Annotated in this window: 14 protein-coding genes; 9 read left to right on the top strand and 5 right to left on the bottom strand. The window is 69.8% G+C overall.

The genetic code is table 11. The features are described 5' to 3' along the window. The first annotated feature begins 215 nt into the window (after nt 1-215). Entirely contained in the window at nt 216-1,874 is a 1,659-nt protein-coding gene (locus HBK84_RS04480) for a DEAD/DEAH box helicase (protein ID WP_167318299.1), read from the top strand. Beyond that, nucleotides 1,875-2,747 (top strand): site-specific DNA-methyltransferase, encoded by an 873-nt coding sequence (locus HBK84_RS04475; RefSeq protein WP_167318298.1) that lies wholly within the window; start codon nt 1,875-1,877, stop codon nt 2,745-2,747. Nucleotides 2,748-2,818: 71 nt separating this feature from the next. On the opposite strand, the gene HBK84_RS04470 is transcribed toward HBK84_RS04475, so the two are convergent. Continuing rightward, nucleotides 2,819-3,670 (bottom strand): PHP domain-containing protein, encoded by an 852-nt coding sequence (locus HBK84_RS04470; protein ID WP_167318297.1) that lies wholly within the window; start codon nt 3,668-3,670, stop codon nt 2,819-2,821. Nucleotides 3,671-3,869: 199 nt separating this feature from the next. On the opposite strand from HBK84_RS04470, the gene HBK84_RS04465 reads away from it, so the two are divergent. After that, nucleotides 3,870-5,477: an aminopeptidase P family protein gene (locus HBK84_RS04465; RefSeq protein WP_144997951.1), complete on the top strand. Its 1,608-nt coding sequence runs from the start codon at nt 3,870-3,872 to the stop codon at nt 5,475-5,477. A 262-nt stretch (nt 5,478-5,739) separates the two neighbouring features. On the opposite strand, the gene HBK84_RS04460 is transcribed toward HBK84_RS04465, so the two are convergent. Beyond that, entirely contained in the window at nt 5,740-6,846 is a 1,107-nt protein-coding gene (locus HBK84_RS04460) for a general stress protein (protein ID WP_206069193.1), read from the bottom strand. A 181-nt stretch (nt 6,847-7,027) separates the two neighbouring features. On the opposite strand from HBK84_RS04460, the gene HBK84_RS04455 reads away from it, so the two are divergent. The 3 genes from HBK84_RS04455 to HBK84_RS04445 are packed head-to-tail and all read left to right on the top strand — an operon-like array spanning nt 7,028 to nt 10,168. Then, nucleotides 7,028-8,326 (top strand): magnesium transporter MgtE N-terminal domain-containing protein, encoded by a 1,299-nt coding sequence (locus HBK84_RS04455; protein WP_035965335.1) that lies wholly within the window; start codon nt 7,028-7,030, stop codon nt 8,324-8,326. Then, complete coding sequence (locus HBK84_RS04450) at nt 8,319-8,984, top strand: DUF1003 domain-containing protein (protein WP_082943258.1); 666 nt, start codon at nt 8,319-8,321, stop codon at nt 8,982-8,984. Before HBK84_RS04455 ends, HBK84_RS04450 begins: the two co-directional genes overlap by 8 nt. Beyond that, on the top strand, nt 8,981-10,168 hold the full coding sequence (locus HBK84_RS04445; RefSeq protein ID WP_167318296.1) for a P-loop NTPase: 1,188 nt from the start codon (nt 8,981-8,983) through the stop codon (nt 10,166-10,168). The genes HBK84_RS04450 and HBK84_RS04445 overlap by 4 nt, the downstream gene beginning before the upstream one ends. A gap of 179 nt (nt 10,169-10,347) precedes the next feature. Here HBK84_RS04445 and HBK84_RS04440 read toward each other — a convergent pair whose 3' ends face one another. Both HBK84_RS04440 and HBK84_RS04435 read right to left on the bottom strand, forming a co-directional pair. Next, entirely contained in the window at nt 10,348-10,707 is a 360-nt protein-coding gene (locus HBK84_RS04440; protein WP_085107176.1) for a sec-independent translocase, read from the bottom strand. 46 nt (nt 10,708-10,753) lie between these two features. Continuing rightward, nucleotides 10,754-11,446 carry a hypothetical protein gene (locus HBK84_RS04435; protein WP_167318295.1) on the bottom strand — a complete coding sequence of 231 codons (693 nt, stop codon included), beginning with the start codon at nt 11,444-11,446 and terminating at the stop codon, nt 10,754-10,756. Between the two features lie 241 nt (nt 11,447-11,687). Between HBK84_RS04435 and HBK84_RS04430 the strand changes: the two genes are divergently transcribed. Genes HBK84_RS04430 through crcB form a run of 3 tightly spaced genes read left to right on the top strand, consistent with a single transcriptional unit; the run spans nt 11,688 to nt 13,119 of the window. After that, nucleotides 11,688-12,320, top strand: a complete 633-nt coding sequence (locus tag HBK84_RS04430; protein ID WP_064846071.1) for an O-methyltransferase — start codon at nt 11,688-11,690, stop codon at nt 12,318-12,320. Further along, complete coding sequence (locus HBK84_RS04425) at nt 12,317-12,751, top strand: CrcB family protein (protein ID WP_085107174.1); 435 nt, start codon at nt 12,317-12,319, stop codon at nt 12,749-12,751. Before HBK84_RS04430 ends, HBK84_RS04425 begins: the two co-directional genes overlap by 4 nt. Beyond that, nucleotides 12,748-13,119 (top strand): fluoride efflux transporter CrcB, encoded by a 372-nt coding sequence (gene crcB, locus HBK84_RS04420; RefSeq protein ID WP_085107172.1) that lies wholly within the window; start codon nt 12,748-12,750, stop codon nt 13,117-13,119. Before HBK84_RS04425 ends, crcB begins: the two co-directional genes overlap by 4 nt. Before the next feature lie 72 nt (nt 13,120-13,191). On the opposite strand, the gene HBK84_RS04415 is transcribed toward crcB, so the two are convergent. After that, on the bottom strand, nt 13,192-13,359 hold the full coding sequence (locus HBK84_RS04415; RefSeq protein ID WP_064846068.1) for a DUF3117 domain-containing protein: 168 nt from the start codon (nt 13,357-13,359) through the stop codon (nt 13,192-13,194). Nucleotides 13,360-13,464 lie beyond the last annotated feature (105 nt).

Genomic DNA, 13,464 nt, shown 5'->3' with positions numbered 1-13,464 from the left:
CGGTCGTCCCATGAGACCGTCACGTTCACTTGTTACCCGGCTTCGGCCCGCGCCCGGAAGGTCCCGCGCCTTCCGCTGAGCGCCCGGGCGGGGTGCGTTTCACGATCGGCTTCCTCTCACAGCGCGGCGGCCCCCGCTTCGTGCCGCTCCGTCCTCCGGGACGGCCCGGCCGATGATCCGGTGTGGTGCCCCGCGCCGACCCGTGAAGGACATTCGTGACCGATATCACTGCAACACCCGAACACGACATCATCGAGCCGGACGAGGCCGGGACCCAGGCGGTCGACACCGCCGAACCCGTGACCGAGTCTTCGTTCGCGGACTTCGGCGTCCGCCAGGACATCGTGGACGCGCTCGCCGAGCACGGCATCACCTCCCCGTTCCCCATCCAGGCCATGACGCTGCCCATCGCGCTGTCCGGCCAGGACATCATCGGCCAGGCCAAGACCGGTACCGGCAAGACCCTCGGTTTCGGCATCCCCGCACTGCAGCGCGCCGTGGGCCGTGACGACGACGGCTGGGCCCAGTTGAAGAAGCCCGGCGCCCCCCAGGCATTGATCGTGGTCCCCACGCGTGAGCTCGCGGTCCAGGTGGGCAGCGACCTCGCGATCGCCGCCAAGACCCGCAACGCCCGCGTGGCCACGATCTACGGTGGCCGCCCCTACGAGTCGCAGATCGCCGAGCTCGACAAGGGCGTGGAGGTCGTCGTGGGCACCCCCGGGCGCCTGATCGACCTCAACCGCCAGCACTTCCTGGACCTGAGCCACGTGCGCATGGTCGTGCTGGACGAGGCGGACGAGATGCTGGACCTGGGCTTCCTCCCGGACGTGGAGAAGCTGCTGGCCACGGTTCCGCAGGTGCGCCAAACCATGCTGTTCTCCGCGACCATGCCCGGCCCCGTGGTGGCCATGGCACGGCGGTACATGTCCCGGCCCATGCACATCCGTGCGGCCGCCCCGGACGAGGGCAGCACCAAGAAGGACATCCGTCAGGTCATCTACCGCGCCCACCACCTGGACAAGGACGAGGTCGTCGCGCGCATCCTGCAGGCCGAGGGCCGGGGACGGACCATCATCTTCACGCGTACCAAACGCGCGGCCGCCAAGCTCGCGGACGAGCTCATCCACCGCGGTTTCGCCGCCGCTCCCCTGCACGGCGACCTGGGCCAGGGTGCCCGCGAGCAGGCGCTGCGCGCGTTCCGTCACGGCAAGGTGGACGTGCTTGTGGCCACGGACGTCGCCGCGCGAGGGATCGACGTGGAGGACGTCACCCACGTGATCAACTTCCAGTGCCCCGAGGACGAGAAGACCTACCTGCACCGCACCGGGCGCACCGGGCGCGCGGGCAACAAGGGCACGGCCATCACGTTCGTGGACTGGGACGACGTCCCCCGCTGGCGCCTGATCGACAATGCCCTCGAGCTGGGCGTGCCCGAACCCGTGGAGACCTACTCGTCCTCCGATCACCTCTACACGGACCTGAACATCCCGCGCGGCGTCAAGGGCAAGCTGCCCAAGTCGCAGCGCACGCTCGAGGGCCTCGACGCCGAGGAGCTCGAGGACCTCGGTGACGGCAGGCCGCAGCACTCCGAGAAGCGTTCGGGCCGCGACGGTCGCGGTGGTTCCGGTGGCCGCAACGGCTCCGGCGCACGACGCCGCTCGGGCGGTTCCGACCCCCGCGGCGGCTCCGCGGGGCGCTCCCACGCGGAGAACCAGCGGCCCCGCTCCGAGCAAGGCGAGCGTTCCCGGGAGACCTCCGTGGAGGACACGGGCGAGGGCACCAAGCGGCGCCGGCGGCGTCGTCGTTCCTCGGGGCAGAACAAGGCTGCCCAGGGCGGTCAGCAGGCGCAGCAGTCCTCTGCAGCGGGAGAGTAGATGACGCAGTGGGAGCCCTTCGCATTCGATGCGGAGGGCACCAGCGCGATCGTGCACGGTGAGAACCTCAGCGTGCTGGAGGGGCTGCCGGACGAGGCGTTCTCCCTGGTGTACCTGGACCCCCCGTTCAACACGGGCAGGGACCAGGTGCGCCGCACCACTCGCTCCGTCCCCGCGGCCTCGGGCGAGGGCGATCGCGTGGGCTTCGCGGGGCGTTCCTACGAAACGATCATGGGCTCGTTGCTGCGCTACGAGGACTCATTCGCGGACTACCTGGGCTTCCTGGAACCCCGGCTGATGCATGCCCGGCGCGTGCTGGCCACGCACGGGACGCTGTACGTGCACCTGGACTACCGCGAGGTGCACTACGTCAAGGTGCTGCTGGACGCGCTGTTCGGCCGCCGGTGCTTCCTCAACGAGATCATCTGGGCCTACGACTTCGGCGGACGCACCGCCAAGCGATGGCCGGCCAAGCACGACACGATCCTGGTCTACGTCAAGGATCCGACCGCCTACCACTTCAACTCCGCGGACGTGGACCGGGAGCCGTACATGGCCCCGGGGCTCGTGGGTCCCGTCAAAGCCGCGCGCGGCAAGCTGCCCACGGACGTGTGGTGGCACACGATCGTCTCCCCCACGGGCAAGGAAAAGACCGGTTATCCCACGCAGAAACCCGCCGGGGTGTTGCGCCGGATCGTCACGGCGTCCTCGCGTCCCGGGGACTGGGTGCTGGACTTCTTCGCAGGCTCGGGGACCACGGGCGCGGTCAGCGAGCAACTGGGCCGGAAGTTCGTGTGCGTGGACTCCAACCCCGAGGCCGTGGACGTCATGCGTCGGCGCCTGCCGGATACGGCGGTGTTCAGCGCGTCCTGATCCGGTTCACGAGCCGCTGCATCCCGACTGTTCTTCGAAACGTCGTCAGGACCGCGCCGTGCGCCCCGGCCTCACGGCCAGCGGACCTCCACCCCGGAGGTGGCCTGTTCGCAAATCCTCGTGAGCGAACGCACGGACGTGGAGTTCTCCCCCAACCGATTGGGCTTGCCCGCGCCGTGGTAGTCGCTGGATCCCGTGACGATGAGATCGTGGTCCGCGGCGAGCTTCATGAGCACCGCGCGGGACTCGTCCGGGTTGTCCCGGTGGGCGACTTCCACGCCGGCCAGACCGGCGTCGATCATCGCGTTGAAATCAGCCGGGGTGGCCACGCGACCGCGCAACGGGGCCATGGGGTGCGCGCACACCGGGACCCCGCCCGCCGCGCGCACGAGTTTGATGGCCTGCACCGGGTCCAGGGCCATGTGCCGCACGTAGTACTTAGATCGCCCGGAGAGCATGTCCGAGAACGCGGCAGAGCGGTTTGGGACGACGCCCAGCTCCACCAGGGCGTCCGCGATGTGCGGGCGGCCCACCGTGGCCTCGGGACTCACGTGGGCCATGACGTCGTCCCAGCTGATCGGGTAGTCCTGCGCGAGCAGGTCCACCATCGTGTGCGCGCGGAAGAGTCGGCTGCGCCGGGACTCCTCGATCGCGTCCAGCAGCGGTGCGTGGTCCGGGCCGTGCAGATAGCTGAGCATGTGCACCGAGATACCGCCCGCGGTGGTGCACGTGATCTCCATGCCGGGTACGAACGCGACCCCCAGGGACACGGCGGTGTCCCCCGCCTCCTGCCATCCCGCGGTGGTGTCGTGATCGGTGAGCGCGAAGACGTTGAGCCCGGCCCGGTGTGCCGCGCGGGCCACGTCCGCCGGGGACTCCGTGCCGTCCGACGCGTTGGAGTGGGTGTGCAGGTCGATTCTCATCACCTCCACGATACCCGCGGACCGCGGTGGGTCGGCCCGCGATACGCGCCGACCGGACAAGGCCGAGCCATCGCTACCGATCGCCCGGTCCTCGCTGCCCACGGGCCAGGGTTGACCGGCGTGGCACCATGGACGAGAACATTCCGCCAGCATCGCGACCCGCGCGGGAGCCCGCGCCCCGAAGGAGATGACCGCGTCCATGAGCCAAGGCTCAGCACACCCCACCGCTTCCCATCACGCAAGCGAGGACGCCGCGCAGCCCATGGACGAGCGGGTGGACAACCGCTCGCAGCGCCCCGACAACGCGGAGTTCCGCGAGTTCATGGCCTCGGGTTGGGCCGCTCCGGAGCACACGACGACGCCGCGCGCCGAGGTCGCGGAGTTCGCCGCTCAGCGCCGTGCCCGGCTCTCCCGGATGTTCCCCGGCGAGCGCCTCGTGATCCCCGCGGGCGCCCCCAAGGTGCGCTCGAACGACACCGACTATCGCTTCCGCCCGCACTCCGCGTTCGCTCACCTCACGGGCATGGGAGTGGACCACGAGCCCGAGGCCGTGCTGGTCATGGAACCCACCGAGCAGGGTCAGGGGGACGACGGCAGCGACCACACCTCCACCCTGTACTTCCACCCCATGGCCGGGCGGGACTCCGCGGAGTTCTACGCGGATGCCAAGAACGGTGAGTTCTGGGTGGGGCCCCGCCCCACGCTGGCGCAATTGCGTGACGAGTTCGCGCTGCCCACCGAGGATCTCTCCGCTCTGGAGACCGCGGTCACCAAGGACGCAGGCAACACCGCCCTGGGTGGTCTCAGCATTCGTTTGGTGCGGGATGTGGACCTGAACATGGACGCGCTCGTTGACACCTCCCGGATCAACACGGGCGTGGACCTCGAGCAGTCGGACACCAAGGACGCGACCCTGGCCGAGGCCCTGAGCGAGCTGCGGCTCATCAAGGACGAGTACGAGATCGGGCAGTTGCGCGAGGCCGTGGCGGCCACGATCCGCGGTTTCGAGGACATCGTCTCCGTGCTGCCGCGCGCGATCGGCGGTGAACGCGGCGAGCGCGTCGTCGAGGGCGCGTTCTTCTCCCGCGCCCGGCTCGAGGGCAACGACCTCGGCTACGACACCATCGCGGCGTCCGGGAACAACGCGACCGTGCTGCACTGGATCCGCAACAACGGCTCGGTCAAGCCGGGCGAGCTGATCCTCGTGGACGCGGGTGTGGAGGCCGAGTCGCTCTACACCGCGGACCTCACCCGCACCCTGCCCGTGACCGGCAGCTACACGGACGTGCAGCGCCGGATCTACCAGGCCGTGCTCGACGCCGCGGACGCCGCGTTCGACGTCGCCGTTCCCGGTAACAAGTTCCGGGACCTCCACGCCGCGGCCATGAAGGTGCTCGCCCAGCGGCTCGAGGAATGGGGGCTGTTGCCGGTGTCCGCGGAGGTCTCCCTGTCCGAGGCCGGTCAGCACCACCGCCGCTGGATGCCGCACGGCACGAGCCACCACCTGGGACTGGACGTGCACGACTGCGCCCAGGCCAAGCGTGAACTCTACCTGGACGCTGTGATCGAGCCGGGGATGGTGTTCACGATCGAGCCCGGGTTGTACTTCAAGAACGAGGACCTCGCGATCCCCGAGGAGTACCGCGGCATCGGTGTGCGCATCGAGGACGACGTGCTGATCACCGAGCAGGGCAACGAGAACCTCTCCGAGGCCCTCCCCCGCAACCCCGACGACGTGGAGTCGTGGATCCAGGGCATCTGGAACCGGGACGAGAACGTGGGCCCCAGCGCGGGCCCCGCGGCGTAACCCCCGGAACACCTAGAGAGTGATCCCCGGGCCCGCATGTCAGGACCCGGAGATCGCTCTCTGTGCGTGACGCCGCCGAACTCCCAGTCACTCCCGCGCCACATTCGGGGGCCGAAAGTGGCCTCACACTGTCCAAAATGTCGTTAGTCGTATGTCGCGGGGCCATCCACGGGCGCCGCAACTCCCAGTCACTCCCGCGCCACCTTCGGGCACCATCTGTGGCTCTGGCGTGCCCGAAATTTTGTTGCGCGTGTGCCGTGGGTCAGCGCTGGTCCTCGCCGTGCGGCCGCTGGGTCGTGTCCTGTCCGTTGTGCGGGGTCGACCCGCCCTCGCGCGGTGCCTCGGGGGTACCCGGCTGTGTCCACGGCGCCGCGCGGTCGGCCGACTGAGCCGGGTTCGCGGGGATCGTGCCCGATGACGCCCCGTCTGTGGAGGGAGCGGGAGCGTCGGCCGCAGGGTGGGACGGAGCGGCGGCGTTCGCGGGGGCCTGCGGTGCGGGCTGCCCACCGGCCGGGGCGGCGTCGGAGGGTTCGAGCCGGATACCGTACTGCGGGCGTCCGTCCGGGAGGTCCGGGAACTTCGCGGAGCGGTTGGCGTCTTCCTGCTGCTGATCTGCACCCGGGAGGAACACACCGTAGCGCGGCTCGGAACCGCCGGGAGCGTTCTGTCCCCCGGGATCACCCTGCACCGGAGCACCGTGAACCGGGGCGCCCTGACCCGGAGAGCCCGGCCGCCCGCCCTGGGCCGGTCCACCGTACTGCGGGCCACCGGGGTACTGGCTGCCCTGCGGAGCACCCGAACCACCCCACTGGTCACCCTGCGGACCGGCGGGACCGCGGTACCCCTGACCCGGGTTCTGCCCGCGCTGCCCCACCACGTGGCCGCCTTCCATGCCGTTGAGCACCTGGCGGGCCTGACCCGCGACCTCCGGGGCGGCGAGGACCTCGTAGCTGCCCGCCACGATCCTGCTGGTCGAGGTGAAGTCCCGCTTGCCGCGGGACATGGCGTACGTGATGGTGGCCATGAGCATCCAGAACGCGCCACCGAGGATCATGGTGAGCAACAGGGACGAAGCCATGTTGGCCCCGCCCAGCAGGGACATCAAAAGGCCGAAGAACGCGCCGAAGACCAGACCGTTGAGCGCACCCTGCAGGGCGACCTTGGGGTAGGAGAGCCGACCGGTGACCTGCTCCACCGACTTGAGGTCGCTGCCGATGATCGAGACCATGGCCACGGGGAAGTGTTCGTCCGCCATGTAGTCAACGGCTTTCTGCGCCAGGGCGTAGGTCCGGTAACGGCCCACCACCTCACCGCGGGGCATTTCCGGGGCGATGGACAGTTGGGCGGGGCCTCGTTTCGAGTTGCTCATGCCATCCATTGTCCCGTAGTCACCCACGAGCCCGCCGGGAAAACCCTGGATCATCGCAGCGGGTGAACACGGCGGCCGGTGAACCCACCCCGGATCGGGTGCCCAGCAACCGGTATCGCCCGGGTTCTGATCCCCCACTCCAGGAATGGGACCGCACAGCACGGTTCACTAGGCTGGGCGGGTGAGCACAAACCTTTCCAAGATCTTCGTCGCGAGACTCATCGGCCTGGACGTCTTCGACCCGTTGGGCGACCGCCTGGGGCGATTGCGCGACGTCGTGGTGCTGTTGCGCCCGGGTAGCAAACCGTCGGTGCGCACCCGCCCGCTCGTCGTGGGTCTCGTGGTGGAGGTGCTCGGGAAGAAGCGTGTGTTCGTGCCCATGACGCGTGTTACGAGCATCGACGCGGAGCAGATCATCTCCACCGGGCTCGTGAACCTGCGCCGCTTCGAGCAGCGCGGTGCCGAGACGCTGGCCGTGGGTGAGCTCTTCGACCGCACCGTGGTGCTGTTGGACGGTTCCGGGACCGCCACGATCGAGGACGTGGCCATGGAGAAGAGCAACAACCGGGGTGACTGGGTCATCTCGCAGTTGTTCGTGCGCAGGTCGCAGGCCACGGGAGGCTTGATCCGGCGTCGTAATCAGACGCTCGTGGTGGACTGGGAGGACGCGGACGACCCGTCCAACGCGGGGCCGCAACCGGCCACGCAGTGGATCGCGCAGCACGAGGAGGACCAGGCCGCGGACATCGCGGACGAGCTGCGGGACATGCCGGACAAGCGCAAGCTCGAGATCGCGGCGGAACTGCAGGACGAGCGGCTCGCGGACGTGCTCGAGGAGCTGCCGGAGGACGACCAGGTCTTCATTCTGACCCACCTGGACAACGAGCGCGCCGTCACGCTGCTCGCCGAGATGGACCCCGACGACGCGACCGACCTGCTCAACGAACTGCCGGAAGCGGAGGCCGAGCGGTTCATCACCATGATGGAACCCGAGGACGCGGAGGACGTCCGGCGCCTGCGCGAGTACGAGGAGGGCACGGCCGGTTCGCTCATGACGCCCGTACCCATCGTGCTGCCCCCGGAGGCCACCGTGGCGGAAGCGCTCGCGCACATCCGCCAGGAGGAGATCATCCCGGCCGCGGCGTCTGCGGTGCTCGTGTGCCGCCCGCCGCTCGAGACCCCCACGGGTAAGTACCTGGGTCTCGTGCACACGCAGCGACTGCTGCGTTACCCGCCGCCCGAGGCGATTGGTAACCTAATCGATCGGTCCATCGAGCCCGTCTCGGACCAGGCGTCCTTGGCCGACGTCGCTCGCGAACTGGCCACGTACGACCTCACGATCCTGCCGGTCGTCAACGACCAGGACCGGCTCGTGGGTGCGGTCACGATCGACGACGTCCTGGACGCCCTGCTGCCCGAGGACTGGCGCACGTACGACGACGGAACCCCGGTCCGGAAGGTGGGTAAGCGGTATGAGTAATCCCCGGCGCAGCGCGTCCTCGCAGTATTCGCCCGGCCCCCTGGACCAACCGCGCGAGAAACGCCCGGGGTACTTGACCCGCTTCCGCCCCAACCCGGACGCCTTCGGGCGGCTCACGGAGTCCTTCGCCCGCTGGATGGGCACGCCCCAGTTCTTGCTGTGGATGACCGTGTTCGTCACGGTGTGGTTGGCGTGGAATACCCTGGCGCCCGAGAGCATGCAGTTCGATCCGCGCGCGTTGAACTTCACACTGCTGACACTGATGCTCTCGCTGCAGGCCTCCTACGCCGCTCCCTTGTTGCTGCTCGCGCAGAACCGGCAGGACGACCGTGACCGCGTGGTCGCCGAGGAGGACCGTAAACGCGGGCAGCAGAACCTCGCGGACACCGAGTACCTCACCCGGGAGATCGCGTCCCTGCGCATCGCGTTGCGCGAGGTCGCGACCCGCGACTACGTCCGCTCCGAGTTGCGCGGGCTGCTCGAGGAGATCCTCGAGGACCAGGACCGCCGCGCCGCCGATCAGGCCGCCGCGCAGTCCCAGGCCACCAAGTCCAAGACCAAGAAGTCCGAGGGCAAGAAGTCCGACGGCTCCACCAGGGCCCCGCGCGCGAAGAAGATCGAGCTCGAGGACCCCGAGCAGGAAGGACCGCATCAGTGAACGGGAGCACCATCGACCCCCGACTGCGCGCAGCCCTGGACGGCGTGATCGACCCCGAGCTGCGCCGCCCGGTGACCGAGCTCGGGATGATCCCCGAGGCCGTCCTCGAAGGCAGGACGGCACGCGTGACCGTGCTGCTCACGGTCTCCGGGTGCCCCATGCGCACCACGATCGAAGCGGATCTCCGTGCCGCCCTGAACGAGCTCCCGGACGTCCGCGACGTCGCCGTGGACGTGGGTGTGATGACCCCGGCGCAGCGCCAGGAACTGCAGGAGAAACTCGGGCACCACCGCACCAACCCGTTCGCGGACCCGCATTCACTCACGCGCGTGCACGCAATCACGAGCGGCAAGGGCGGGGTGGGAAAGTCCAGCGTGACGGTGAACATCGCCGCCGCGCTGGCCGCGATGGGACGCACCGTGGGCATCGTGGACGCGGACATCCACGGCTTCTCAGTACCCGGTCTGCTGGGGATCGCGCAACCACCCACGCGCGTGGGGGACATGATCCTGCCGCCCGTCGTGGAGGTCCCGGAGGGTGCGGACCGCCGGCCCGAGGACAGCGCGGCTGGGGCCGGTCACCGCTCGCGCGGGGTGCTCAAGGTGATCTCGATCGGGATGTTCGTGGATCCCGCCCAGCCCGTGGCGTGGCGCGGCCCCATGCTGCACCGCGCGGTGGAGCAGTTCCTCACGGACGTGCACTTCGGGGACCTGGACCACCTGCTCCTGGACCTACCCCCGGGCACGGGGGACATCGCGATCTCGGTGGGTCAGCTGCTGCCCCGCTCGGGCGTGGTCGTGGTCTCCACGCCCCAGCACGCCGCCGTGAGCGTGGCCCAGCGTTCGGGGACGCTCGCCGAGCAGACCGAGCAGAAGGTCACGGGCGTCGTCGAGAACATGTCCGCGATGGTCATGCCGGACGGCACGCGCATGGAGGTCTTCGGAGCGGGCGGTGGCGAGACGATCGCGAGCTCGCTGTCCGAGCGCCTGGGCTACCCCGTCCCCCTGCTCGGCAGCGTCCCCCTGGACGTCACCGTGCGGGAGGCCTCGGACCGCGGCGTGCCCGCGGTATGGGATCGGCCGAACTCCCCCGCCGCCGAGCAGCTGTGGGCCGTCGCGCGCGCCCTGGATCAGCAGGGCCGCGGGCTGGCCGGTAAGAATCTGGGCATCACGCCGCGCGGTTGAGCGATCTCCCTCGGGACGACGCCGCCGCACGGCCCGCTTCCCGCTCGCCCGGCACCTACCCGTCTGTTCACGCGGCGTCGACCTACGCGCGGCGTCGGTCTGATGACGGGACGGCTGTCAGCTCACGCGGCGCGCGGCCGATAGCGCGGCGGCCGGTTGCTCACGCCGCGCTCGACGGCTCACGTGGCCTCGGTGTCGAACGGGGCGCGTTCGCCTCGCGCGAGCCGTCGCACCGTGGGTGCGGCCACGGTGGAGGCCTCGTACTGGTGGCGGTTCTGTTCCTCGTCGTCCTCGAGCAGCGCTTCACGCACGATCACGCGCGGGTCGTACTGCCGGGGGTCGAGCTTGCGCCAGTCGAGGTCCGAGAATTCGGGGCCGAGAGTCGCCTTGAGATCGTCCGTGGCACCCGTGGCGTAGCGCCGGATGGACTTGACCATGTCCTTGAACTTCTCGGCGTACTCGGGCAACCGCTCGGGCCCGATGATCACCAGGGCCACGATGAGAATGATGATGGCTTCCCCGCCTGAAATCCCGAACACCCGCTGAGCCTATCAACGTCGTGGAACGCCCCGGTGGGGGCGGTCCTTAACCGAAAATTTCCTTGAGTCCCTCCGCGACCGTGGCCCCGAAACTCTCGTCCTTCTGCGAGGGCAGGCTGACCCGTCCCCGGTCCTCCGCCACGACTGCGCTCACGGTCTGGGCCAGGGTGGCCGGTGCGGTGTCCGATGTGAGGGTGTACACGGCGTCCGGGCGCACCATCACCGCGCGCCACGGTTGGGAGCGGTCCACCCACAACCGCGCGCCGTCGAGCACCGACCGGTGCATGCCCTCGGCGCCCACGGGGAGCCCGGTGATGCCGTCCATGGGGTTGTCGGGATTGATGTCACCGCGCTGCTCCACGATGGTCACCGAGCCGTGATCATTGTGCAGGGCCACCGCCACGACGGGCTGGCCCCCCACCTGCGACTGTTGGATGTCCGCGACCGAGTACCCCTTCGCGGCCAGACCCGGAACGGCCCACCCCCGGGCGCGCAGGCTCTGGATGTCGGCCTCCGAGGTGGTGTCTACCATTCCCCGGGGACCGGGTGACCACGTGGCCTCCGACCGAGCGTCCGCGCTCTGGCGCTGCTGCACCTGCTTGCCCACGCTCCACACGGCGGTGGTCAGCAGGGCGACGCACACGCAGGCCGCGAAGGCGGTCATGAGACCCACGGCCCGCCGACTCGGCCGACGCCAGGGCCGGCGCACCCTGCTGCGACCCGCGACCCGTGTGGACACCCCGTCCCCCTCCCTGTTCGTCCCCTGCTGCGACCGCCCTGCGGCGGCCGCGTTCGACGCCCCCATTGTGCGGCAGGATTCTGACAGCGATCTGGACACCGACCGGGCGTTCCCGGCGGTGCCCTCAGACCGCGATAAGCTGAAGCACCGTGAGCCCGGACATGACGCCGGGCCCGCCACGTCGAAGCGCTGGGTCCGCGGGGATCCGGGCACACACAGCAGTGAAGGGCACGCCGCGTCCATGAGCACGGATAAAACCACGAGCTGGGCCTATTGCGAGGCCTACGCCACGGAGGACGAAACCGCTTTCCGTGCGCGCGAGCGCTCCCTGGCCCTGCGCTTGGACCCCGTGACCCCGGCCACCGCGGCGCTGCTGACCGTCCTGGCGTCGTCGTCCCGCCCCGCGACCGTGGTGGAAGTGGGCACCGGTGCGGGCGTCTCGGGGCTCGCGCTGCTGCGCGGGATGCCGTCCGAGTCCGTCCTCACGACCATCGACACCGACATCCGGGCCCTGCGCGCCGCGCGGGACACGTTCCGCGAGGCCGGTTTCGAAACCAAACGCACCCGCACGATCTCCGGTGCGGCCTCCCTGGTGCTGCCGCGGCTCACCGAGAACGCGTACGACATGGTGTTCATCGACGCGGACGTGGTCAACACCGCCGAGTACGTCATCGAGGGCGCCCGGTTGCTGCGTCACGGCGGGATGCTCGTGGTCAACGACGCCCTGCACCAGGACCTAGTCCCCCAGCCCGCGCAGCGCCAGGAGGAGACCGTGATCATGCGCGACGTCGTGCGCACCCTGCGGGACGAACCGCGGTTGTCCACGGCCGTGGTGCCCACGGGAACGGGTGTACTGCTGGCCGTCCGGCTGTGAGCGGCTCCCTGTTCAAGGACGCCGGACTCGTGGCCCTCGGCGGCGCTGCGGGGAGTCTGGCCCGCTGGTGGGTGTCCCTCGTGCTTCCGGCAGGATCCGGGTGGTCGTGGGCCACGTTCGCGGTCAATGCCTCCGGCGCCTTCCTGCTCGGGCTGCTGCTCGAAGCGCTCACCCGCCCCGGCCGCGAGCGCCGTGGTGCCCACACCGCGCGCATGCTGCTCGGCACCGGGCTTCTCGGCGGGTTCACCACCTACTCGACCTTCGCACTGGAGCTGTGGGAGCGCGTGCGCTCCGGGGCGAGCGCGGCCGCGTTCGGTGACGCGGTGCTGATGCTCGTCGCGGGGCTGGCCGCCGCGGCCGCGGGTCTCGCGGTGGGCGCCTGGCTCCGGGGACGACGCCGCGGCACGCCCACCGCGGGAGCGGCGCGGTGATCGCGGTACCCGCCGTGGCCCTGGGCGGCGCCGTGGGAGCGGTCCTGCGTTTCCTCCTGGACCGCGGGATCACCGCCCGGTGGGCTCCCACCTTTCCCGCGGCCACACTGCTGATCAACGTGACGGGGTCGTTCGTGCTCGGTGTGGTCACCGGACTGAGCGCGGTTCTGGGACCCGTGTGGACGCTCGCCCTGGGCACCGGGCTGTGCGGTGGCTACACCACGTTCTCCACGGCCATGGTGGACGCCGTACGGCTCGCGCGAGAACAACGTGCCGGGGCCGCGGTGGTGTCGGTGCTCGGAACCGTCCTGTGGAGCCTGCTCGCCGTGGCCGCGGGGCTCACCCTCGGGAGCCACTGGGCGTTCTGAGCCCCGAACGCCGCGAGGGCCCCTCACTCGATGTGAGGGGCCCTCGCGACACGGGCGTGGGGGGTGTCGGTGCTACTGCGTCACCGAAGCCAAGCACTCGCGCAATTCCGCGGCCTCGTCCGACTTGAGTTCCACCACCAGACGCCCTCCGCCTTCCAGGGGGACCCGCATGATCAGACTGCGTCCTTCTTTGGTGACCTCCATGGGTCCGTCACCCGTCCTCGGCTTCATGGCCGCCATTTATGAGCTCCTCTTCGTGAGTACTTACGCTCGCTATCTTATCGAACGCTCAGCCAGTACCGTGACCCGGCACACGACGCGGGAGCGCTCGGAACCATCTGTGCC

The organism is Kocuria sp. KD4 (genome assembly GCF_011769905.1).
GTDB classification, from domain to species: Bacteria; Actinomycetota; Actinomycetes; order Actinomycetales; family Micrococcaceae; genus Kocuria; species Kocuria marina.
This window is presented reverse-complemented; position numbering and strand designations above follow the sequence as displayed.

Coding starts and splice junctions, on each gene's coding strand:
- HBK84_RS04430 (WP_064846071.1), top strand. CDS start 11,688: ATGAGCACGGATAAAACCACGAGCTGGGCCTATTGCGAGGCCTACGCC.
- HBK84_RS04450 (WP_082943258.1), top strand. CDS start 8,319: ATGAGTAATCCCCGGCGCAGCGCGTCCTCGCAGTATTCGCCCGGCCCC.
- HBK84_RS04415 (WP_064846068.1), bottom strand. CDS start 13,359: ATGGCGGCCATGAAGCCGAGGACGGGTGACGGACCCATGGAGGTCACC.
- HBK84_RS04465 (WP_144997951.1), top strand. CDS start 3,870: ATGAGCCAAGGCTCAGCACACCCCACCGCTTCCCATCACGCAAGCGAG.
- HBK84_RS04470 (WP_167318297.1), bottom strand. CDS start 3,670: ATGAGAATCGACCTGCACACCCACTCCAACGCGTCGGACGGCACGGAG.
- HBK84_RS04460 (WP_206069193.1), bottom strand. CDS start 6,846: ATGAGCAACTCGAAACGAGGCCCCGCCCAACTGTCCATCGCCCCGGAA.
- HBK84_RS04475 (WP_167318298.1), top strand. CDS start 1,875: ATGACGCAGTGGGAGCCCTTCGCATTCGATGCGGAGGGCACCAGCGCG.